Source organism: Streptomyces sp. NPDC044704, assembly GCF_056433525.1.
The window spans coordinates 39420-59487 of the sequence record NZ_JBWKGY010000015.1 but is presented as its reverse complement, the minus strand read 5'-3'; the positions used below and the strand labels follow the sequence as shown (position 1 = coordinate 59487).

The 20068-nt window shown below is 71.3% G+C and carries 18 protein-coding genes; 15 read left to right on the top strand and 3 right to left on the bottom strand.

Annotated features, from left to right (window positions below; translation table 11 throughout):
* Nucleotides 1-153: 153 nt before the first annotated feature.
* Nucleotides 154-2358 (bottom strand): elongation factor G-like protein EF-G2, encoded by a 2205-nt coding sequence (locus tag AC07B0_RS29590; RefSeq protein ID WP_356880397.1) that lies wholly within the window; start codon nt 2356-2358, stop codon nt 154-156.
* 242 nt (nt 2359-2600) lie between these two features.
* On the opposite strand from AC07B0_RS29590, the gene pgsA reads away from it, so the two are divergent.
* From pgsA to AC07B0_RS29575, 3 genes are read left to right on the top strand one after another with little or no spacing between them, the layout of a single operon-like run.
* Nucleotides 2601-3284 (top strand): phosphatidylinositol phosphate synthase, encoded by a 684-nt coding sequence (gene pgsA / locus AC07B0_RS29585; protein ID WP_356880395.1) that lies wholly within the window; start codon nt 2601-2603, stop codon nt 3282-3284.
* Nucleotides 3284-4186 (top strand): phosphatidylinositol mannoside acyltransferase, encoded by a 903-nt coding sequence (locus AC07B0_RS29580; protein WP_467294442.1) that lies wholly within the window; start codon nt 3284-3286, stop codon nt 4184-4186. The genes pgsA and AC07B0_RS29580 overlap by 1 nt, the downstream gene beginning before the upstream one ends.
* Nucleotides 4186-5352 carry a glycosyltransferase family 4 protein gene (locus tag AC07B0_RS29575; RefSeq protein WP_356880391.1) on the top strand — a complete coding sequence of 389 codons (1167 nt, stop codon included), beginning with the start codon at nt 4186-4188 and terminating at the stop codon, nt 5350-5352. Before AC07B0_RS29580 ends, AC07B0_RS29575 begins: the two co-directional genes overlap by 1 nt.
* Nucleotides 5353-5376: 24 nt before the next feature.
* On the opposite strand, the gene AC07B0_RS29570 is transcribed toward AC07B0_RS29575, so the two are convergent.
* Nucleotides 5377-5967, bottom strand: a complete 591-nt coding sequence (locus AC07B0_RS29570) for a hypothetical protein (protein ID WP_478867183.1) — start codon at nt 5965-5967, stop codon at nt 5377-5379.
* Between the two features lie 285 nt (nt 5968-6252).
* Between AC07B0_RS29570 and AC07B0_RS29565 the strand changes: the two genes are divergently transcribed.
* The 12 genes from AC07B0_RS29565 to AC07B0_RS29510 all read left to right on the top strand — a co-directional run bounded on the left by AC07B0_RS29565 (nt 6253) and on the right by AC07B0_RS29510 (nt 18537).
* A complete protein-coding gene (locus AC07B0_RS29565; RefSeq protein WP_356880387.1) occupies nt 6253-6795 on the top strand; it encodes a hypothetical protein in 543 nt (180 codons plus the stop codon).
* Nucleotides 6796-6933: 138 nt separating this feature from the next.
* Nucleotides 6934-7851, top strand: coding sequence for a pyridoxal 5'-phosphate synthase lyase subunit PdxS (gene pdxS / locus AC07B0_RS29560; protein ID WP_030706266.1), 918 nt, complete (start codon nt 6934-6936; stop codon nt 7849-7851).
* A 7-nt stretch (nt 7852-7858) separates the two neighbouring features.
* Complete coding sequence (gene pdxT / locus AC07B0_RS29555; RefSeq protein ID WP_356880385.1) at nt 7859-8452, top strand: pyridoxal 5'-phosphate synthase glutaminase subunit PdxT; 594 nt, start codon at nt 7859-7861, stop codon at nt 8450-8452.
* 57 nt (nt 8453-8509) lie between these two features.
* Nucleotides 8510-9262 (top strand): YebC/PmpR family DNA-binding transcriptional regulator, encoded by a 753-nt coding sequence (locus AC07B0_RS29550; RefSeq protein ID WP_478899294.1) that lies wholly within the window; start codon nt 8510-8512, stop codon nt 9260-9262.
* A 125-nt stretch (nt 9263-9387) separates the two neighbouring features.
* On the top strand, nt 9388-9918 hold the full coding sequence (gene ruvC / locus AC07B0_RS29545) for a crossover junction endodeoxyribonuclease RuvC (RefSeq protein WP_356880381.1): 531 nt from the start codon (nt 9388-9390) through the stop codon (nt 9916-9918).
* On the top strand, nt 9915-10547 hold the full coding sequence (gene ruvA, locus AC07B0_RS29540) for a Holliday junction branch migration protein RuvA (protein ID WP_356880379.1): 633 nt from the start codon (nt 9915-9917) through the stop codon (nt 10545-10547). Before ruvC ends, ruvA begins: the two co-directional genes overlap by 4 nt.
* A gap of 53 nt (nt 10548-10600) precedes the next feature.
* Nucleotides 10601-11674 carry a Holliday junction branch migration DNA helicase RuvB gene (gene ruvB / locus AC07B0_RS29535; RefSeq protein ID WP_356880377.1) on the top strand — a complete coding sequence of 358 codons (1074 nt, stop codon included), beginning with the start codon at nt 10601-10603 and terminating at the stop codon, nt 11672-11674.
* Nucleotides 11675-11838: 164 nt separating this feature from the next.
* A complete protein-coding gene (gene yajC, locus AC07B0_RS29530) occupies nt 11839-12309 on the top strand; it encodes a preprotein translocase subunit YajC (RefSeq protein ID WP_356880375.1) in 471 nt (156 codons plus the stop codon).
* Nucleotides 12310-12461: 152 nt separating this feature from the next.
* Nucleotides 12462-14285, top strand: a complete 1824-nt coding sequence (gene secD, locus AC07B0_RS29525; RefSeq protein WP_467294432.1) for a protein translocase subunit SecD — start codon at nt 12462-12464, stop codon at nt 14283-14285.
* A gap of 1 nt (nt 14286) precedes the next feature.
* The gene (gene secF, locus AC07B0_RS29520) at nt 14287-15357 is read left to right on the top strand and encodes a protein translocase subunit SecF (RefSeq protein ID WP_356880371.1); all 1071 of its coding nucleotides are present in this window, start codon (nt 14287-14289) and stop codon (nt 15355-15357) included.
* On the top strand, nt 15354-15908 hold the full coding sequence (locus AC07B0_RS29515; RefSeq protein ID WP_478899291.1) for an adenine phosphoribosyltransferase: 555 nt from the start codon (nt 15354-15356) through the stop codon (nt 15906-15908). Before secF ends, AC07B0_RS29515 begins: the two co-directional genes overlap by 4 nt.
* A gap of 190 nt (nt 15909-16098) precedes the next feature.
* Nucleotides 16099-18537, top strand: a complete 2439-nt coding sequence (locus AC07B0_RS29510) for a RelA/SpoT family protein (RefSeq protein ID WP_356880367.1) — start codon at nt 16099-16101, stop codon at nt 18535-18537.
* Between the two features lie 121 nt (nt 18538-18658).
* Here AC07B0_RS29510 and AC07B0_RS29505 read toward each other — a convergent pair whose 3' ends face one another.
* The gene (locus AC07B0_RS29505; protein WP_356880365.1) at nt 18659-19909 is read right to left on the bottom strand and encodes a hypothetical protein; all 1251 of its coding nucleotides are present in this window, start codon (nt 19907-19909) and stop codon (nt 18659-18661) included.
* Nucleotides 19910-20068: the final 159 nt, after the last annotated feature.

The following is a 20068-nucleotide window of genomic DNA, read 5'->3' as shown; positions in this document are numbered from 1 at the left end:
CTTCGTGCCGGGCCCGCGTGTCGTGCCGCGCGCCGCGCCCCGTGATGTGCTCATTGTCGCGCCGAAGAGCCTATCGGCGGACATCGCCCCGTGGTCATGGGACAGGGAAATACCGCCCACCGCAAGCGGGTTGGGTGGGCGGCCGCCCTGGCGCTATGTCAGTTGGCTTCCCTTCTCGGCCTGTTCGCGCACCTTGTCCGCGATGTGGGCGGGCATCGGTTCGTGCCGGGCGTACGCCCGCGTGAAGCGGCCCGTACCGTGCGACACCGAGCGCAGTTCCACGGCGTACCGGTCGATCTCGATCTCCGGGATCTCGGCGCGCACCCGGGTCCGGCCGGAGCCGGCCTGTTCGGTGCCGACGACGCGGCCCCGGCGTCCCGCGAGGTCGCTCATGACCGGGCCGACGTACTCGTCCGGGACCAGGACGTCCAGTTCCGCGACGGGCTCCAGGAGGTGGATCGGGGTGCCGGCGGCGGCCTCGCGCAGGGCGAGGGCGCCCGCGGTCTGGAAGGCGGCGTCGGAGGAGTCCACGGAGTGGGCCTTGCCGTCGCGCAGGACGATCCGTACGTCGACCAGGGGATAGCCGGCCGCCAGTCCCCGGGCGGCCTGGGCGCGGACGCCCTTCTCCACGGACGGGATGAACTGGCGGGGGACGGATCCGCCGACGACCTTGTCGACGAACTCGATGCCGCTGCCGGGCGGCAGCGGTTCGACCTCGATCTCGCAGATCGCGAACTGGCCGTGGCCGCCGGACTGCTTGACGTGACGGCCGCGCCCGGCCGCCTTGGCCCCGAAGGTCTCGCGCAGGCTCACCTTGTGCGCGACGGGGTCGACCTGGACTCCGTACCGGCTCCGCAGCCGCTCCAGCGCGACGTCCTGGTGGGCTTCGCCGAGGCACCACAGCACGAGCTGGTGGGTGTGCGGGTTCTGCTCCAGCCGCATGGTCGGGTCCTCGGCGACGAGGCGGGCCAGCCCCTGGGAGAGCTTGTCCTCGTCGGCCTTGCTGTGGGCCTCGATGGCGAGGGGGAGCAGCGGCTCGGGCATCTGCCAGGGCTCCATCAGGAGCGGGGAGTCCTTGGCGGAGAGGGTGTCCCCGGTCTCGGCGCGGGTGAGCTTGGCCACGCAGGCGAGGTCGCCGGCGATGCACTGGCCGAGGGCGCGCTGCTGCTTGCCGAAGGGGGCGGTGAGGGTGCCGGTGCGTTCGTCGAGGTCGTGGTCCTCGTGGCCGCGGTCCGCGAGGCCGTGGCCGCTGACGTGCACGGTCTGCTCCGGGCGCAGGGTGCCGGAGAAGACGCGGACGAGGGAGACGCGGCCGACGTACGGGTCGGAGGAGGTCTTGACGACCTCGGCGAGCAGCGGCCCGGCGGGATCGCAGGTGGCGGCGGGGCGGGGGGAGCCGTCGGGGGAGGTGACGGTGAGCGGGGCGCGTTCCAGGGGGGTGGGGAAGCCGCCCGTGATCAGTTCGAGGAGTTCCACCGTCCCGAGGCCCTGGCGGGCGCCGTCGGGCGCGGGGGCGGCCATCAGGACGGGGTGGAAGGTGCCGCGGGCGACGGCCCGCTCCAGGTCGTCGACCAGGGTCTTCAGGTCGATGTCCTCGCCGCCGAGGTAGCGGTCCATGAGGCTCTCGTCCTCGCTCTCGGCGATGATCCCCTCGATGAGGCGGGAGCGGGCGGACTCGATGAGGGCGAGCTCCGCCGGGTCCGGGTCGCGGTCGGCGCGCTCGCCCGAGGAGTAGTCGTAGACGCGCCGGGAGAGCAGCCCCAGCAGGCCGGTGACCGGGGCGTGGCCGTCGGCGCCCGCGGGGCCGTGCAGGGGCAGGTAGAGCGGTATGACGGCGTCCGGGTCCTCGGCGCCGAAGATCTCCCCGCAGACGGTGGTCATCTGCGTGTAATCGGCGCGGGCTGCCTCCAAGTGGGTGACGACGATGGCGCGCGGCATGCCGACGGCCTCGCACTCGTCCCAGACCATGCGGGTGGCGCCGTCGATGCCGTCGGAGGCGGAGACGACGAAGAGGGCCGCGTCCGCGGCGCGCAGACCGGCCCTGAGCTCACCGACGAAATCGGCGTATCCGGGGGTGTCCAAGATGTTGATCTTGATTCCGGCCCATTCGACGGGGACCAGCGAGAGCTGGACGGACCGGTGGCGCCGCTGCTCGATCTCGTCGTAGTCGGAGACGGAGGTGCCGTCCTCGACCCGTCCGGCCCTGTTCACGGCCCCGGAGGTCAGGGCCAGGGCCTCGACGAGCGTGGTCTTGCCGGCGCCGCTGTGGCCGACCAGCACGACGTTCCGTACGGAAGCGGGGCGGTCGGCCGTCAGTGCCCTGCCGGCGGCCCCGGCTGTGTGTGATGTGGCTCCCATGGTGCTCGTGCCTCCCGGTGTCGCGGTGAGGAGGATGATCGGGGTCCTTCGAGCTTTGCACCGGCGTCACACTGCGTCCATACGTCGTACCCGCCACGGCCCCGGGCGTGAACCGGGTCCCGCGGGCGGATTGCCCGGAGCGAACCGGTGGGTGCGCGGCGATCGGGGCCCCGGGCGCTGGCTACGATGGGCCAGCCGGTGGCCGTGGTGGCCGTGCGGCCCAGCGACCCTCCGGGAAGGCCATGCTGAACAAGTACGCGCGTGCATTCTTCACGCGTGTTCTCACGCCGTTCGCCGCGTTTCTCCTCCGTCGGGGGGTGAGCCCGGACGCGGTCACCCTCATCGGCACCGCCGGAGTGGTGGCCGGAGCGCTGGTCTTCTTCCCCCGGGGCGAGTTCTTCTGGGGCACGATCACGATCACCCTCTTCGTGTTCTCCGACCTGGTGGACGGGAACATGGCCCGCCAGGCCGGCGTCTCCAGCCGGTGGGGCGCGTTCCTCGACTCGACCCTCGACCGGGTGGCGGACGCGGCGATCTTCGGCGGGCTCGCGCTCTGGTACGCGGGCTCCGGGAACGACAACATCCTCTGCGCGGTGGCGATCTTCTGCCTGGCCAGCGGCCAGGTGGTCTCGTACACCAAGGCCCGCGGCGAGTCGATCGGGCTGCCGGTCGCCGTGAACGGGCTCATCGAACGCGCCGAACGGCTGGTGATCTCCCTGGTCGCGGCCGGCCTGTCCGGCCTCCAGACCTTCGGGGTGCCCTCGTGGATCGGCGTCCTGCTGCCGGTCGCGCTGTGGGTCGTCGCCGTCGGCTCGCTCGTCACGCTGATCCAGCGCGTGGTCACCGTCCGCCGCGAGGCGGCCGAGGCCGACGCGGCCGCGGCCGGCCCCGCGTCGCCGTCCTCCTCCGAGAGCGGTGGCGCCTGATGGGCACGACGCGGGACAAGCTGGTCGACGGGCTCTACGGGCTGGGCTGGGCGGGGGTGAAGAAGCTCCCCGAGCCGGCCGCGGTGGCCCTCGGCCGCAAGATCGCGGACGTGGTCTGGAAGCGCCGGGGCAAGAGCGTGCTGCGCCTGGAGTCCAATCTGGCCCGCGTGGTCCCGGACGCGTCGCCCGAGCGGCTGCGGGAGCTCTCGCAGGCCGGCATGCGCTCGTACATGCGGTACTGGATGGAGTCCTTCCGGCTGCCCGCCATGGACCCCTCGCGCTTCGGCACGGACGTCGAGTTCCAGGACGAGCACCTGCTGCGCGAGGCCCTCGCCACCGGGCGCGGGGTCGTCGTGGCCCTGCCGCACCTGGCCAACTGGGACCTCGCTGGAGCCTGGGCCATCGGCCACATCGGCGTTCCCTTCACCACGGTCGCCGAGCGGCTCAAGCCCGAGACCCTCTACGACCGCTTCGTGGCCTACCGCGAGAGCCTGGGCATGGAGGTCCTGCCGCACAACGGCGGAGCCGCCTTCGGTACCCTCGCCCGCCGGCTGCGCTCCGGCGGGCTGGTCTGCCTCGTCGCGGACCGGGACCTGTCGGCCTCCGGGGTCGAGGTCGACTTCTTCGGGGCCACCGCCCGCATGCCCGCCGGGCCCGCCCTGCTGGCCCAGCAGACCGGCGCGGTGCTGCTCCCGGCGACCCTGCACTACGGGGACACGCCGAAGATGTACGGCCGGATCCACCCCGAGGTGGCGGTGCCGGAGACCGGGACGCGGATCGAGAAGACCGCCGTGATGACCCAGGCAGTGGCGGACGCCTTCGCGTGGGGCATCGCGGAGCACCCGCAGGACTGGCACATGCTGCAGCGGCTGTGGCTGGACGACCTGGAGGAGCGCCCGTAGTGAAGATCGGCATCGTGTGCCCGTACTCGTGGGACGTCCCGGGCGGCGTCCAGTTCCACATCCGTGACCTGGCGGAACACCTGATCCGCCGCGGCCACGAGGTGTCGGTACTGGCCCCGGCCGACGACGAGACCCCCCTGCCGCCCTACGTGGTCTCGGCGGGACGGGCGGTGCCGGTGCCCTACAACGGGTCGGTCGCCCGGCTGAACTTCGGCTTCCTGTCGGCGGCGCGCGTACGGCGCTGGCTGCACGACGGGGTCTTCGACGTGATCCACATCCACGAACCCGCCTCCCCCTCGCTCGGACTGCTGTCCTGCTGGGCGGCCCAGGGGCCGATCGTGGCCACCTTCCACACCTCCAACCCGCGGTCGCGGGCGATGATCGCCGCGTACCCGATCCTCCAGCCGGCCCTGGAGAAGATCAGCGCCCGCATCGCGGTCAGCGAGTACGCCCGGCGCACCCTGGTGGAGCACCTGGGCGGCGACGCGGTGGTCATCCCGAACGGGGTCGACGTCGACTTCTTCGCCGAGGCCGAGCCCAAGGCGGAGTGGGGCGGTCAGACCCTGGGCTTCATCGGGCGCATCGACGAGCCCCGCAAGGGACTGCCCGTGCTCATGGCGGCCTTCCCGAAGATCGTCGAGGACTGCCCCGACGTGCGCCTCCTCGTCGCGGGCCGCGGCGACGAGGAGGAGGCCGTGGCCTCCCTGCCCGCGGAACTGCGCTCGCGCGTGGAGTTCCTCGGCATGGTCTCCGACGAGGACAAGGCCCGCCTGCTGCGCAGCGTGGACGTCTACGTCGCCCCCAACACCGGTGGCGAGAGCTTCGGGATCATCCTGGTCGAAGCCCTGTCCGCGGGCGCGGCCGTCCTGGCCTCCGACCTCGACGCCTTCGCCCAGGTCCTGGACCAGGGCGCGGCCGGCGAGCTCTTCGCGAACGAGGACGCCGCCTCCCTGGCCGCGGCGGCGACCGCCCTACTGCGCGACCCGGCCCGGCGCGCGGAACTCAGCGCCCGCGGCTCCGCCCACGTACGCCGCTTCGACTGGTCGACGGTCGGCGCGGACATCCTCGCCGTGTACGAGACGGTCACCGACGGCGCGGCCGCGGTGGCCGCCGACGAGCGGGTTCCGCTGCGCACCCGCCTCGGCTTCTCGCGCGACTCCTCCTGAACCGGTTCCCAGGCCGGCCGGCCGTCAGCCCGGGCTGACCACGCGGTCCGGACGGCCGTCGGGGGCGACGGCCACCTCGTGGACCCCGCCGTCGGCGGTGGTCATCCGGATCAGGCCGGGGCCGGTCCAGCGCACGTCGCGCAGTTCGTGCTCCCCGGTGTCGCCGTTGAAGTACCCGACGGACCAACGGCGTTCGAACGGCCAGTCGCCCTGGTGGACGTAGACGTACCAGAGCGGGTCGATCATGGCCGAACCCTCCTCGACGACCAGGACCCGGTCGTCGCGTCCGGGCGCCGCGCTGCGCCGCGTCTCCTCACCGCCGCCACCGAGCATCAGCAACAGCGGGGTGGCGCACAGGAACAGCGCCGCCGCGACGCCGAGGACGAGCAGGAGGCTCGCGCGGAGCCGGCCCTTCGCGCGCAGCCCGAGCCGGAAGGCTCCGGCGAGCGCGCCCAGCGCCAGCCAGCCGAGCAGCAGCCCGTGGTTCTCGCCGGCCCCCATCGTCAGGGCCGGACCGCCGTCGATCCCGCTCGTCGCCTTGACGGCGACGCAGGCGGCGCAGACCAGCAGCAGCACGCCGGCCAGCGGCTCCCGCGCCCGTGGGCCGATCCTCATCCCGTTCCCTCCCCAGTGGACACCGGCTGCGCAGCCTAGGGCCTGTCGTCAAACTCCCGTCGTCGCCCGGAGGGCGGCCCTGCGGCGTCTGGTGCGTGCTCTCGGTGCGCCGGGCGAAAGCCCGCGTACTGGACGTACTTGGCTTTCGCCCGGTGCGGCGAGAGCGCGTGCCAGGCGTCGCGGGGCAGACGGGAGTTTGACGACAGGCCCTAGTGCCGTGGTGACTCGGCCCCGGCCGGGCAGGGGTGAGCGGGGGGTGCGGCCGGAAGGGTAGTGTCGCGGCCCGTGATCGAAAACCTTGTCTGGATCGCCGTGGCGCTGGGCGCCGTCGGGGTCTACCTCAGCTGGACCGCCGGGCGGCTGGACCGGCTGCACACGCGGATGGACGCCGCCCGCGCCGCCCTCGACGCGCAGCTCGTGCGACGGGCCTCGGTGGTCGTGGAGGTGGCGACGTCCGGGGCCCTGGACCCGGCCTCCTCCCTCGTCCTGTACGAGGCCGCGCACGCCGCCCGGCAGGCCGAGGAGGAACACCGCGAGGTCGCCGAGAGCGAGCTCAGCCAGGCGCTGCGCGCGGTGTTCGCCGACGCCGACCAGGTCGAGGTGCTGAAGGCCGCCCCGGGCGGAGAGGCGGCCGCCGAGGAGCTGGCGGCGGCCGTGCGCCGGGTGCCGATGGCGCGGCGGTTCCTCAACGACGCGGTACGGGCCGCCCGCGCGCTGCGGCGGCACCGCAAGGTCCGGTGGTTCCGGCTGGCCGGACACGCGCCGTTCCCGCTCGCCTTCGAAATGGACGACGAGCCTCCGGCGGACCTCGCGGACCGGCCCGCGTAGAGCGGGCGACGGCACCTCCTAGAGCCGCGGGGGACAAATGAAGAAGCCACCGGCTCCACATTGGCCCTTGCAGTGGACTGGTCGGTGGGGTTTTCTCAGCCAAGTAGTACCCGTCTTCCTTTCGAGTGAGGTCAACCCGTGAGCACGCTTCCCACCTCCCCCCAGTCCGCTGAGTCGGCCATCGGCACCTCCCGCGTCAAGCGCGGCATGGCCGAGCAGCTCAAGGGCGGCGTGATCATGGATGTGGTCAACGCCGAGCAGGCGAAGATCGCCGAGGACGCCGGCGCCGTGGCCGTCATGGCCCTGGAGCGGGTCCCCGCGGACATCCGCAAGGACGGCGGCGTGGCCCGCATGTCCGACCCCAACATGATCGAAGAGATCATCGAGGCCGTCTCGATCCCGGTCATGGCCAAGTCCCGCATCGGCCACTTCGTCGAGGCCCAGGTGCTCCAGTCCCTCGGCGTCGACTACATCGACGAGTCCGAGGTCCTGACCCCGGCCGACGAGGTCAACCACTCCGACAAGTGGGCGTTCACCACCCCCTTCGTCTGTGGCGCCACCAACCTGGGCGAGGCCCTGCGCCGCATCGCCGAGGGCGCGGCCATGATCCGCTCGAAGGGCGAGGCCGGCACCGGCAACGTCGTCGAGGCCGTCCGTCACCTGCGCCAGATCAAGAACGAGATCGCCCGCCTGCGCGGCTACGACAACAACGAGCTGTTCGCCGCCGCCAAGGAGCTGCGCGCGCCGTACGAGCTCGTCAAGGAGGTCGCCGAGCTCGGCAAGCTCCCGGTCGTCCTGTTCTCCGCCGGTGGCGTCGCCACCCCGGCCGACGCCGCCCTGATGCGCCAGCTCGGCGCCGAGGGCGTCTTCGTCGGCTCCGGCATCTTCAAGTCCGGCGACCCGGCCAAGCGCGCCGCCGCCATCGTGAAGGCCACCACCTTCTACGACGACCCGAAGATCATCGCGGACGCCTCCCGCAACCTGGGCGAGGCCATGGTCGGCATCAACTGCGACACCCTCCCCGAGGCCGAGCGCTACGCCAACCGCGGCTGGTAGTCCCGACATGACGAACACCCCCGTGATCGGTGTCCTGGCACTCCAGGGCGACGTACGGGAGCACCTGATCGCCCTGGCCGCGGCGGACGCCGTGGCCAGGCCGGTCCGGCGTCCCGAGGAGCTCGCCGAGGTCGACGCCCTGGTGATCCCCGGCGGCGAGTCCACGACCATGTCGAAGCTCGCCGTGCTGTTCGGCATGCTGGAGCCGCTGCGCGAGCGCGTGCGCGCCGGCATGCCCGTGTACGGCACCTGCGCCGGCATGATCATGCTCGCCGACAAGCTGCTGGACGGCCGTGACGACCAGGAGACGCTCGGCGGCATCGACATGATCGTCCGCCGCAACGCCTTCGGCCGTCAGAACGAGTCCTTCGAGGCGAAGGTCGAGTTCGCCGGCATAGCGGGCGGCCCCGTCGAGGGCGTCTTCATCAGGGCCCCCTGGGTCGAGTCCGTCGGCGGCGCCGCCGAGGTGCTCGCCACGTACGACGGCCACACCGTGGCCGTCCGCCAGGGCAACGTCCTCGCCACCTCGTTCCACCCCGAACTGACCGGCGACGATCGCGTTCACGCGTACTTCGTCGACATGGTGCGCGCCGGGCTGTAACGGCGTCCCGGTAGGATCTGAGGCGAACATTGTTGGTGACGCGAAGGAGACAGGCAGATGTCCGGCCACTCTAAATGGGCTACGACGAAGCACAAGAAGGCCGTGGTTGACGCCAAGCGCGGCAAGCTCTTCGCGAAGCTGATCAAGAACATCGAGGTCGCGGCCCGTATGGGCGGTGCCGACGTCGAGGGCAACCCGACCCTCTTCGACGCCATCCAGAAGGCCAAGAAGAGCTCGGTCCCGAACAAGAACATCGACTCCGCGGTCAAGCGCGGCGGCGGCCTGGAGGCCGGCGGCGCCGACTACGAGACGATCATGTACGAGGGCTACGGCCCGAACGGCGTCGCGGTGCTCATCGAGTGCCTCACCGACAACCGCAACCGCGCCGCGTCCGACGTGCGCGTCGCCATGACCCGCAACGGCGGCTCGATGGCCGACCCGGGCTCGGTCTCGTACCTGTTCAACCGCAAGGGCGTCGTCCTGCTGCCCAAGGGCGAACTCTCCGAGGACGACGTCCTCGGTGCGGTGCTGGAGGCGGGCGCCGAAGAGGTCAACGACCTCGGCGAGAGCTTCGAGATCATCAGCGAGGCCACCGACATGGTCGCGGTCCGCACGGCCCTCCAGGACGCCGGGATCGACTACGACTCGGCCGACTCCAACTTCCTGCCGACCATGCAGGTCGAGCTGGACGAAGAGGGCGCGCGCAAGATCTTCAAGCTGATCGACGCGCTGGAGGACAGCGACGACGTGCAGAACGTCTTCGCCAACTTCGACGTCTCGGACGAGGTCATGGAGAAGGTCGACGCGTAGGCCGCCCCCGGCGGGGGCAGCCGCTTCGGACGGGCCGACGGGACACACCCCGTCGGCCCGTCGCTTTGTCAGTGGTGCCCTATAGCCTGCACGGACGCGGACAGGTGAGCGAGGGAGGGGGCGCGGTGCGAGTACTCGGCGTGGACCCGGGGCTGACCCGGTGCGGCGTCGGCGTGGTCGAGGGCGTCGCCGGCCGGCCCCTGACCATGCTCGGCGTCGGCGTCGTACGGACGCCCGCCGACGCCGAGCTCGGGCACCGGCTCGTCGCCATCGAGCGGGGCATCGAGGAATGGCTCGACGCGCACCGGCCCGAGGTCGTCGCCGTGGAGCGGGTCTTCAGCCAGCACAACGTCAGCACCGTGATGGGCACCGCCCAGGCCAGCGCCGTCGCCATGCTGTGCGCCGCCCGGCGCGGCATACCGGTCGCCCTGCACACACCGAGCGAGGTCAAGGCCGCCGTCACCGGCACCGGCCGGGCCGACAAAGCACAGGTCGGAGCCATGGTGACCCGCCTGCTGCGGCTGGCCGAACCGCCGAAACCGGCGGACGCCGCCGACGCCCTCGCCCTCGCCATCTGCCACATCTGGCGGGCCCCCGCCCAGAACCGCCTCCAGCAGGCGGTCGCCCTGCACGCCTCGAAAGGCCGTACCCGATGATCGCCTTCGTCAGCGGCCCCGTCGCCGCCCTCGCCCCCACCCTGGCCGTCATCGAGGTCGGGGGAGTGGGCATGGCCGTGCAGTGCACGCCGAACACCATCGCCGGCCTGCGCACCGGCGAGCAGGCCCGGCTGGCCACCTCCCTGGTCGTCCGGGAGGACTCGCTGACCCTGTACGGCTTCGCCGACGACGACGAGCGGCAGGTCTTCGAACTGCTCCAGACCGCCAGCGGCGTCGGCCCCCGGCTGGCGCAGGCGATGCTCGGCGTGCACAGCCCCGACGCGCTGCGCCTCGCCGTCTCCACGGGCGACGAGAAGGCCCTGACGGCCGTACCCGGCATCGGCAAGAAGGGCGCCCAGAAGCTCCTGCTGGAGCTCAAGGACAAGCTCGGCGCCCCCCTGGGGGCGAGCGGCCTCGTCGGCGCCCAGCGGGCCGTCGCCACCGGCCCCGCCCCGTGGACCGAGCAGCTCCAGGCCGCCCTGATCGGCCTCGGCTACGCCTCCCGCGAAGCCGACGAGGCGGTCTCCGCGGTGACCCCGCAGGCCGAGGCGGCCATCGCCGCGGGCGGCTCCGCGCCCGTCCCGCAGCTGCTCCGCGCCGCCCTCCAGACCCTCAACCGCGCCCGCTGACCGCCGCCCCGCACGACCGACACCCGCGCACCCCGAGAAGGCAGACCGACACCGTGAACTGGGACGACGAGACCACCGCCGAGGACGAGGCACGCATCGTCGCCGCCGCCGCGGACGGGGAGGACACCGCCGTCGAGGCGGCCCTGCGCCCCAAGGACCTCGGTGAGTTCGTCGGCCAGGAGAAGGTCCGCCAGCAGCTGGACCTCGTCCTCAAGGCGGCCCGCCAGCGCGGAGCCACCGCCGACCACGTCCTGCTCTCCGGTGCGCCCGGGCTCGGCAAGACCACCCTCTCCATGATCATCGCCGCCGAGATGGGCGCGCCGATCCGGATCACCTCCGGCCCGGCCATCCAGCACGCCGGCGACCTCGCCGCGATCCTCTCCTCCCTCCAGGAGGGCGAGGTCCTCTTCCTGGACGAGATCCACCGCATGTCCCGGCCCGCCGAGGAGATGCTGTACATGGCCATGGAGGACTTCCGCGTCGACGTCATCGTCGGCAAGGGGCCCGGAGCCACCGCCATCCCCCTCGAACTGCCGCCCTTCACCCTCGTCGGGGCCACCACCCGCGCCGGACTGCTGCCCCCGCCCCTGCGGGACCGCTTCGGCTTCACGGGCCACATGGAGTTCTACGCCCCCGAAGAGCTGGAACGAGTCATTCACCGCTCCGCCCGCCTCCTCGACGTGGAGATCGACACCGCCGGAGCCGCCGAGATCGCCGGGCGTTCCCGGGGCACCCCCCGCATCGCCAACCGGCTCCTGCGCCGCGTCCGGGACTACGCCCAGGTCAGGGCCGACGGGGTGATCAACCGCGAGGTGGCCGGTACCGCCCTCAAGGTCTACGAGGTGGACGAGCGCGGCCTCGACCGGCTGGACCGGGCCGTGCTGGAGGCCCTGCTCAAGCTCTTCGGCGGCGGACCGGTCGGGCTGTCCACCCTCGCGGTGGCCGTCGGCGAGGAGCGGGAGACCGTCGAGGAGGTGGCCGAGCCGTTCCTGGTCAGGGAGGGCCTGCTGGCCCGCACCCCGCGCGGGCGGGTCGCGACCCCCGCCGCCTGGGCCCACCTGGGGCTCGTCCCGCCGCAGCACGGCGCGAGTGGATCAAGCGGACAACAAGGCTTGTTCGGGGCCTGACGGCGCGGAGGTTCGACCGGTCAGGAACTGCGGTGCCATGCTGGGCGTTGTTCCATCGGTGCGGACTCGCCTAGACTCCGCCGATGCCGACCCTTCGGGTCGGCGTGCCCACCCCCGTAGAAAAAGGCCGTCTCCCGTGCGGTCGTGCGAAGGATCTCCGTCCCGTGAATCTCGTGACACTCCTCCCGTTCATCGTGCTCATCGGGGCGATGTTCCTGATGACCCGCTCCGCCAAGAAGAAGCAGCAGGCGGCCGCGCAGATGCGCAACGACATGACGCCCGGCACCGGCGTCCGCACCATCGGCGGCATGTACGCCACGGTGAAGGAGATCGGTGAGGACACGGTGACCCTCGAAGTGGCCCCCGGCGTCCACGCGATCTACGCGAAGAACGCCATCGGTGCCGTCCTCGAGGACGAGGAGTACAACCGCATCGTCCACGGCGTCCTCGACGCTCCTGCCGACGACACGCCGGTCGTCCCGGACGACGCCTCCTCGCTCACCGACACCCCGAAGACGGACCGGCCGAAGACCGATCTGTCGAAGGACGCCGACGAGAACCCGAAGCTCGACCTGGGCAAGGGCGACGAGCCCAAGGGCGACGAGCCCAAGGACGGCGAGGCCGGCGCGAAGTAGCGCCGGCCGGGGGACCGCGGTGGCGCCTGACCGGCGGCCGCCGCGGATCCCGCCAGTGAACTTCTGCGGGGGGCAGGGGTCCCCACCACACATTTCGTGGCCGTCCGCGCGCTGACCCGGCGCGGGACGGTTGGACAGGGAGAAACGACAAGGTGGCAGCACCGAAGAAGGGCCGGCGGCCCACGGGGGCTCAGGGGAGGCCGGGGCGTGCCCTGGCCATCATCCTGATCGCGATGGTGGCGCTCACCGCGGGGATGTTCCTCACGAAGCAGACGACCCCCCGCCTGGGCATCGACCTCGCGGGCGGTACGAGCATCACGCTCAAGGCCAAGAGCGAGCCCGGCAAGCCGGACGCGGTCAACGAGACCAACATGAACACGGCGGTCGGCATCATCGACCGCCGCGTCAACGGTCTCGGCGTCTCGGAGGCCGAGGTCCAGGTCCAGGGCCGCGACCACATCATCGTGAACATCCCCAAGGGGACGAACGAGCAGCAGGCGCGCGAGCAGGTCGGTACCACCGCCCAGCTCTACTTCCGCCCCGTGCTCGCCTTCGCCGACGGGGCCCCGATCGCCCCCGAGACGACCCCGAGCGGGTCCCCGAGCCCCTCCGCGAGCGGTTCCGCCCCGCCGAAGGCCGAAGGCAACGGCAAGCCGTCCGCCCCGGCCACCCCGTCGTCCAGCGCCACTTCCCAGGGCCGTGCGCTCAGCGAGGCCCTCAAGGCCCCCAGCGCCCCCTCTCCCACCCCCTCCACGGGTGAGTCGAAGAAGGCAGACGACAACAAGGCCCCCTCCGGTTCGCCGAGCCCGGGCACGAGCGCGGCCCCCGGCGCCACCCCGACCCCTTCGGGCGAGGACGCCGCCGTCGCCGACCTGCAGGCGAAGTTCGCCGCGCTGGACTGCACCAACGACGAGCAGCGCGCCGCCGCCGGCAAGGGCGCCAAGCCCGAGGAGCCGATGCTCGCCTGCGGCAAGCGCGGCGACGCCTGGGGCAAGTGGGTCCTCGGTCCGGCCCAGGTCAACGGCCAGGACGTGAAGGACGCCAAGGGCGTCATCGACCAGCAGCGCGGCGGCTGGATCGTCCAGATGCAGTTCACCGACAAGGGCGCCGACAAGTTCGCCAAGATCACCGGCGAGCTGGCCACCAAGCAGTCCCCGCAGAACCAGTTCGCGATCGTCCTCGACGGCGAGGTCATCTCCGACCCCTCCGTCAGCCAGGCACTGACCGGCGGCAACGCCGAGATCTCCGGCGGCTTCACCCAGGAGAGCGCCCAGGACCTGGGCAACATGCTGTCCTACGGCGCCCTGCCGCTCTCCTTCAGCGAGGACAGCGTCACCACCGTCACCGCCGCGCTCGGCGGGGAGCAGCTGAAGGCCGGCCTCATCGCCGGCGGCATCGGCCTGATCCTCGTCGTGATCTACCTGCTGGTGTACTACCGCGGTCTGGCCTTCATCGCGATCGTCAGCCTCCTGGTCTCCGCGATCCTGACCTACACGATCATGTCGCTGCTCGGAAAGGGCATCGGCTTCGCGCTGAACCTGCCCGCCGTCTGCGGCGCGATCGTGGCGATCGGCATCACGGCGGACTCGTTCATCGTGTACTTCGAACGCATCCGGGACGAGATCCGCGAGGGCCGCACCCTGCGTCCGGCCGTCGAGCGCGCCTGGCCGCGTGCCCGGCGCACCATCCTGGTCTCCGACTTCGTGTCGTTCCTGGCGGCCGCGGTGCTCTTCATCGTCACCGTCGGCAAGGTGCAGGGCTTCGCCTTCACACTGGGTCTGACCACCCTGCTCGACGTGGTCGTGGTGTTCCTCTTCACCAAGCCGATCATGACGCTGCTGGCCCGTACGAAGTTCTTCTCCAGCGGGCACCCGTGGTCCGGGCTCGACCCGCAGCGACTGGGCGCCAAGCCCCCGCTGCGCGGCTCGCGCCGCACCGTCGCGCCCGCCGCCCCCGTCGACGTAAAGGAGGCGTGAGATGTCGAAGCTGGGAGATCTCGGCGCCAGGCTGTACCGCGGCGAGGTCGGGTACGACTTCGTCGGCAAGCGTTTCCTCTGGTACGGCGTTTCCATCCTGATCACCATCACGGCGATCGTGGCCCTGGCCGTTCAGGGCCTCAACATGGGCATCGAGTTCAAGGGCGGTGCCGTCTTCACCACCCCGAAGACGTCCGCCTCGGTGGCCAAGGTGACCGAGGTCGCCGAGAACGCCTCCGGTCACGACGCGATCGTCCAGGAGCTCGGCACGGGCGGCCTGCGCATCCAGATCTCCGGTCTGGACACCGGCTCCGCCGCCACCGCCGACGTGAAGAAGCAGCTGGCGACCGAGCTCAAGGTCACCGAAGCCGACATCAACGCGGACCTGGTCGGCCCCAGCTGGGGCTCCCAGATCGCGAACAAGGCCTGGACCGGCCTCGCCATCTTCATGGTCCTCGTGGTGATCTACCTCGCGATCGCCTTCGAGTGGCGCATGGCCGTCGCCGCCCTGATCGCCCTGATCCACGACCTCACCATCACCGTCGGCGTCTACGCGCTGGTCGGCTTCGAGGTCACCCCGGGTACGGTCATCGGTCTGCTGACGATCCTCGGTTACTCCCTCTACGACACCGTCGTCGTCTTCGACGGTCTCAAGGAGGGCTCGAAGGACCTCACGAAGCAGACCCGCTTCACCTTCAGCGAGATCGCCAACCGCAGCATCAACGGCACCCTGGTCCGCTCCATCAACACCACGGTCGTCGCGCTGCTCCCGGTCGCGGCCCTGCTGTTCATCGGCGGTGGCTTCCTCGGCGCCGGCATGCTGAACGACATCTCCCTGTCGCTGTTCGTCGGCCTCGCCGCCGGTGCGTACTCCTCGATCTTCATCGCGACCCCGCTGGTCGTCGACCTGAAGGAGCGCGAGCCGGCGATGAAGGCGCTCAAGAAGCGGGTGCTCGCCAAGCGGGCGGCCGCGGCGGCCAAGGGCGAGCCGGCCGAGGGCTACGAGGACTCCGAGTCCGACGACGCCCCCGAGGCCGTGGGCCCGGGCGGCCGCGGGAGGCGGCGCCGGTGACCGAGGCCTGTTCCCCCGAGGTCCGCGAGCTGCTGCTCAGCCGGATCAAGGACGTCCCGGACTACCCGAAGCCGGGCGTGATGTTCAAGGACATCACCCCGCTGCTCGCCGACCCGAAGGCCTTCGCGGCCCTGACGGACGCGCTGGCGGAGCTGGCCGTCCGGTACGGCGCGACGAAGATCGTCGGCCTGGAGGCGCGCGGGTTCATCCTCGCGGCCCCCGTCGCCGTTCAGGCGGGCATCGGCTTCGTGCCGGTCCGCAAGGCCGGGAAGCTGCCGGGCGCCACGCTCGCGCAGTCCTACGAGCTGGAATACGGCTCCGCGGAGATCGAGGTCCACGCGGAGGACCTCACCGCCGGTGACAAGGTCATGGTCATCGACGACGTCCTGGCCACCGGAGGCACCGCCGGCGCCTCGCTGGAGCTCATCCGGCGGGCCGGCGCTGAGGTCACGGGCGTGGCGGTCCTGATGGAGCTGTCGTTCCTCCCGGGCCGCGCCAGGATCACCCCGTCGCTGGCGGGGGCTCCGCTGGACGCGCTGATCGTGGTCTGACCCACTGCGCTCACCGAAGCGGCGGGCACCGGGGAACACCCCGGTGCCCGCCGCTTCCGCATGGGGCGGGTACCGGCCGGACGGCCGGCGCGTCCCAGGGGGCGGGCGCGGGGGAACGGGCCGGCGCAACCCTCGCTACCATGGGTTATCCGGACCTGACCGGGGCCCCGGATCCGCATGAGGAGCGCTCTTGCCAGACGAGGTCCAGCCACTCTCCGCCGCGCAGCCCGACCCGCAGGCCGAGCCGGCCGCGGCGGCCGCCGCCACGCCCCCGCCGGCCCCGCCGGTCAAGCCCGCTCCGGCGAAGCCCGCTCCGGCGAAGCAGGCCGGGTCCTCCAACCGGGTGCGCGCCCGGCTCGCCCGCCTCGGGGTACAGCGTTCCAACCCGTACAACCCGGTGCTGGAACCCCTGCTCCGCATAGTCCGCAGCAACGACCCGAAGATCGAGACGTCGACGCTGCGCCAGATCGAGCAGGCCTACCAGGTCGCCGAACGCTGGCACCGGGGCCAGAAGCGCAAGAGCGGCGACCCGTACATCACCCACCCGCTCGCGGTGACGACCATCCTCGCCGAGCTCGGGATGGACCCCGCCACCCTCATGGCGGGCCTGCTGCACGACACCGTCGAGGACACCGAGTACGGCCTCGACCAGCTGCGCCGCGACTTCGGCGACGCCGTGGCCCTGCTCGTCGACGGCGTCACCAAGCTCGACCGGGTCAAGTTCGGCGAGGCCGCGCAGGCCGAGACCGTCCGCAAGATGGTCGTCGCCATGGCCAAGGACCCCAGGGTCCTGGTCATCAAGCTCGCGGACCGCCTGCACAACATGCGCACCATGCGCTACCTCAAGCGGGAGAAGCAGGAGAAGAAGGCCCGCGAGACCCTTGAGATCTACGCGCCGCTGGCCCACCGCCTCGGCATGAACACCATCAAGTGGGAGCTGGAGGACCTCGCCTTCGCGATCCTCTACCCCAAGATGTACGACGAGATCGTGCGCCTGGTCGCCGAGCGCGCCCCCAAGCGCGACGAGTACCTGGCCGTCGTCACCGACGAGGTCCAGACGGACCTCAGGGCCGCCCGCATCAAGGCCACGGTCACCGGCCGCCCCAAGCACTACTACAGCGTCTACCAGAAGATGATCGTCCGCGGCCGTGACTTCGCGGAGATCTACGACCTGGTGGGCATCCGCGTCCTCGTGGACACCGTCCGGGACTGCTACGCGGCCCTCGGCACGGTGCACGCGCGCTGGAACCCGGTCCCCGGCCGGTTCAAGGACTACATCGCGATGCCCAAGTTCAACATGTACCAGTCGCTGCACACGACGGTCATCGGGCCCAGCGGCAAGCCGGTCGAACTGCAGATCCGCACCTTCGACATGCACCGCCGCGCCGAGTACGGCATCGCCGCGCACTGGAAGTACAAGCAGCAGACCGTCGCCGGCACCTCCAAGGTCCGCACCGACGTCCCGCAGGCGGCCAAGGGCAGCGCCGGCCACGACACCGTCAACGACATGGCCTGGCTGCGCCAGTTGCTGGACTGGCAGAAGGAGACCGAGGACCCGGGCGAGTTCCTCGACTCGCTGCGCTTCGACCTCTCCCGCAACGAGGTCTTCGTCTTCACGCCCAAGGGCGACGTCATCGCCCTGCCCGCCGGCGCGACCTCCGTGGACTTCGCGTACGCCGTCCACACGGAGGTCGGCCACCGCACGATAGGGGCGCGGGTCAACGGGCGCCTCGTCCCGCTCGAATCGACCCTCGACAACGGCGACCTCGTCGAGGTCTTCACCTCCAAGGCGGAAGGCGCGGGCCCGTCCCGCGACTGGCTCGGCTTCGTCAAGTCCCCCCGGGCCCGCAACAAGATCCGCGGCTGGTTCTCCAAGGAGCGCCGCGACGAAGCCATCGAGCACGGCAAGGACGCCATCGCGCGGGCCATGCGCAAGCAGAACCTGCCGATCCAGCGCATCCTGACCGGCGACTCCCTCGTGACCCTCGCGCACGAGATGCGCTACCCCGACATCTCCTCGCTCTACGCGGCGATCGGCGAGGGCCACGTGGCCGCGCAGGGCGTCGTGCAGAAGCTGGTGCAGGCCCTCGGCGGCGAGGAGGCGGCCAACGAGGACATCGAGGAGAGCATCCCGCCGGCCCGCGGCCGCAGCAAGCGACGGGGCAACGCCGACCCGGGCGTGGTGGTCAAGGGCGTCGACGACGTGTGGGTCAAGCTGGCCCGCTGCTGCACCCCGGTGCCGGGCGACCCGATCATCGGCTTCGTCACCCGCGGCAGTGGCGTATCGGTTCACCGCGCGGACTGCGTCAACGTCGACTCCCTCTCCCAGCAGCCCGAGCGGATGCTGGAGGTGGAGTGGGCGCCGACCCAGTCCTCCGTCTTCCTCGTCGCCATCCAGGTCGAGGCGCTGGACCGGTCCCGGCTGCTGTCGGACGTCACCCGGGTCCTGTCGGACCAGCACGTGAACATCCTCTCGGCCGCCGTGCAGACCTCGCGCGACCGGGTGGCCACCTCCCGGTTCACCTTCGAGATGGGCGACCCGAAGCACCTGGGGCACGTCCTGAAGGCCGTACGGGGCGTCGAGGGCGTCTACGACGTCTACCGCGTGACCTCGGCCCGCAGGCCGTAGCAGGCGGCAGCAGGCCGCAGCGGCGGGCCAACGGCCGCCGCGGGCACCGGACATGACGATGGGCGCCACCCCCGAGGGGGTGGCGCCCATCGTCATGAGGACAGGTGGCGTCCGGACCGGATCAGGGGCAGCCCCACCAGACGAAGTTGAGGTTGCCCCCGAAGAGCGCGGACACCACGGTGGCCGATCCGATGATCCACACCACCGTGCTCCTGCGGGCCCTCGCGAGCGCCAGCGCGAAGGGGAACAGCAGCGGGAAGGCGGGCATGATGAAGCGCATCTTCGAGAAGTAGAAGCCGGCGCCGCCCAGCGCCATCAGCATGATCATCGCGGCGAAGATCCACACGACCATCGGGGGCCGGCGCTTGCGGGTCATCAGCACGAACAGGACCACGGCCGTGACCACGGTCAGCGAGACGACCACGTGGTTGAGGGTGGTGTGGACCTCGGTGAAGGTCTTCTTCAGCTCCGTCAGCGTGTCGAAGCCGCCGTCGTAGACGGAACCCCACCGGCGCTGGAGCTCGAAGTAGCCGTCCCAGCGCCCGAAGTGCCAGCCCACGTAACCCACGTAGCCGAACCAGCCCAGCGGGGCGATCAGCGAGGCCGCCACGATCCGGCCCACCGGCGGCCGCTTCGAGCGCCGCTTGCGCAGCCACTGCACGTACTCCCAGACGCCCGCCAGGACCACGGCCGCGACGATGGCCGAACCGGAGGGACGGGTGGCGCCGGCGGTGAAGGCCAGCACACCGGCCGTCAGCCAGGACTTCGTCATCACCGCGTACATCGCCCACACGGACAGGGCGAGGAACAGCGGCTCGGTGTACGCCATCGACTGGACCAGCGCGGCCGGCACGATCGCGAACAGGGCGCAGGTGAAGAGCGCGACGCGGCGGCCGTAGATCTTGTCGGTGACGGCGAAGATGCCCCACGCGGCGACGACCGAGGCGAGGAGCGCGAGCCCCATCGCCACCCAGTTCATGGGCAGTCCGCTGACGTACGACGTGTACCGGACCATCATCGGATAGACGGGGAAGAACGCCATCTGGCAGCTCGGCCCCGCGAACGCGCACGGAGAAGGGGTCGCCAGCGGCGTCGTCAGACCGTTCTCGGCGATGTGCAGGTAGTAGATGGCGTCCCAGCGGCCACCCAGGATCTCCAGCGGCTGCACACCCTTGCGCTCGGCCCAGACGGCCATGACGGCCAGTCCGGTGGCACGGAGCGCGATGTGGATCAGCAGCGCCTTGCGGGCACGCTGAAGGCTGGCGAGTACGCGCCGTCCGACACCTCGGAGTCCGGAGTCCTTCGTGCTCGTGAGCGGCTCGGCAACGAGTAGCGAGTCGGGGACATCAGCGCGTATCTGGGTATGCGTCACATTCGATCCTGGTCGTCGCCCGGCAGAAGGCCGCCACCTGCGGCACCGTACAACGGTACACAGGTGTCAGGTGCTACCAGTGCGCACCCTGTATTGAAACCACGTAACGAATCGGAAGAACGCACAACGGACGGGCACCACCGGACACGTCCGGTGATG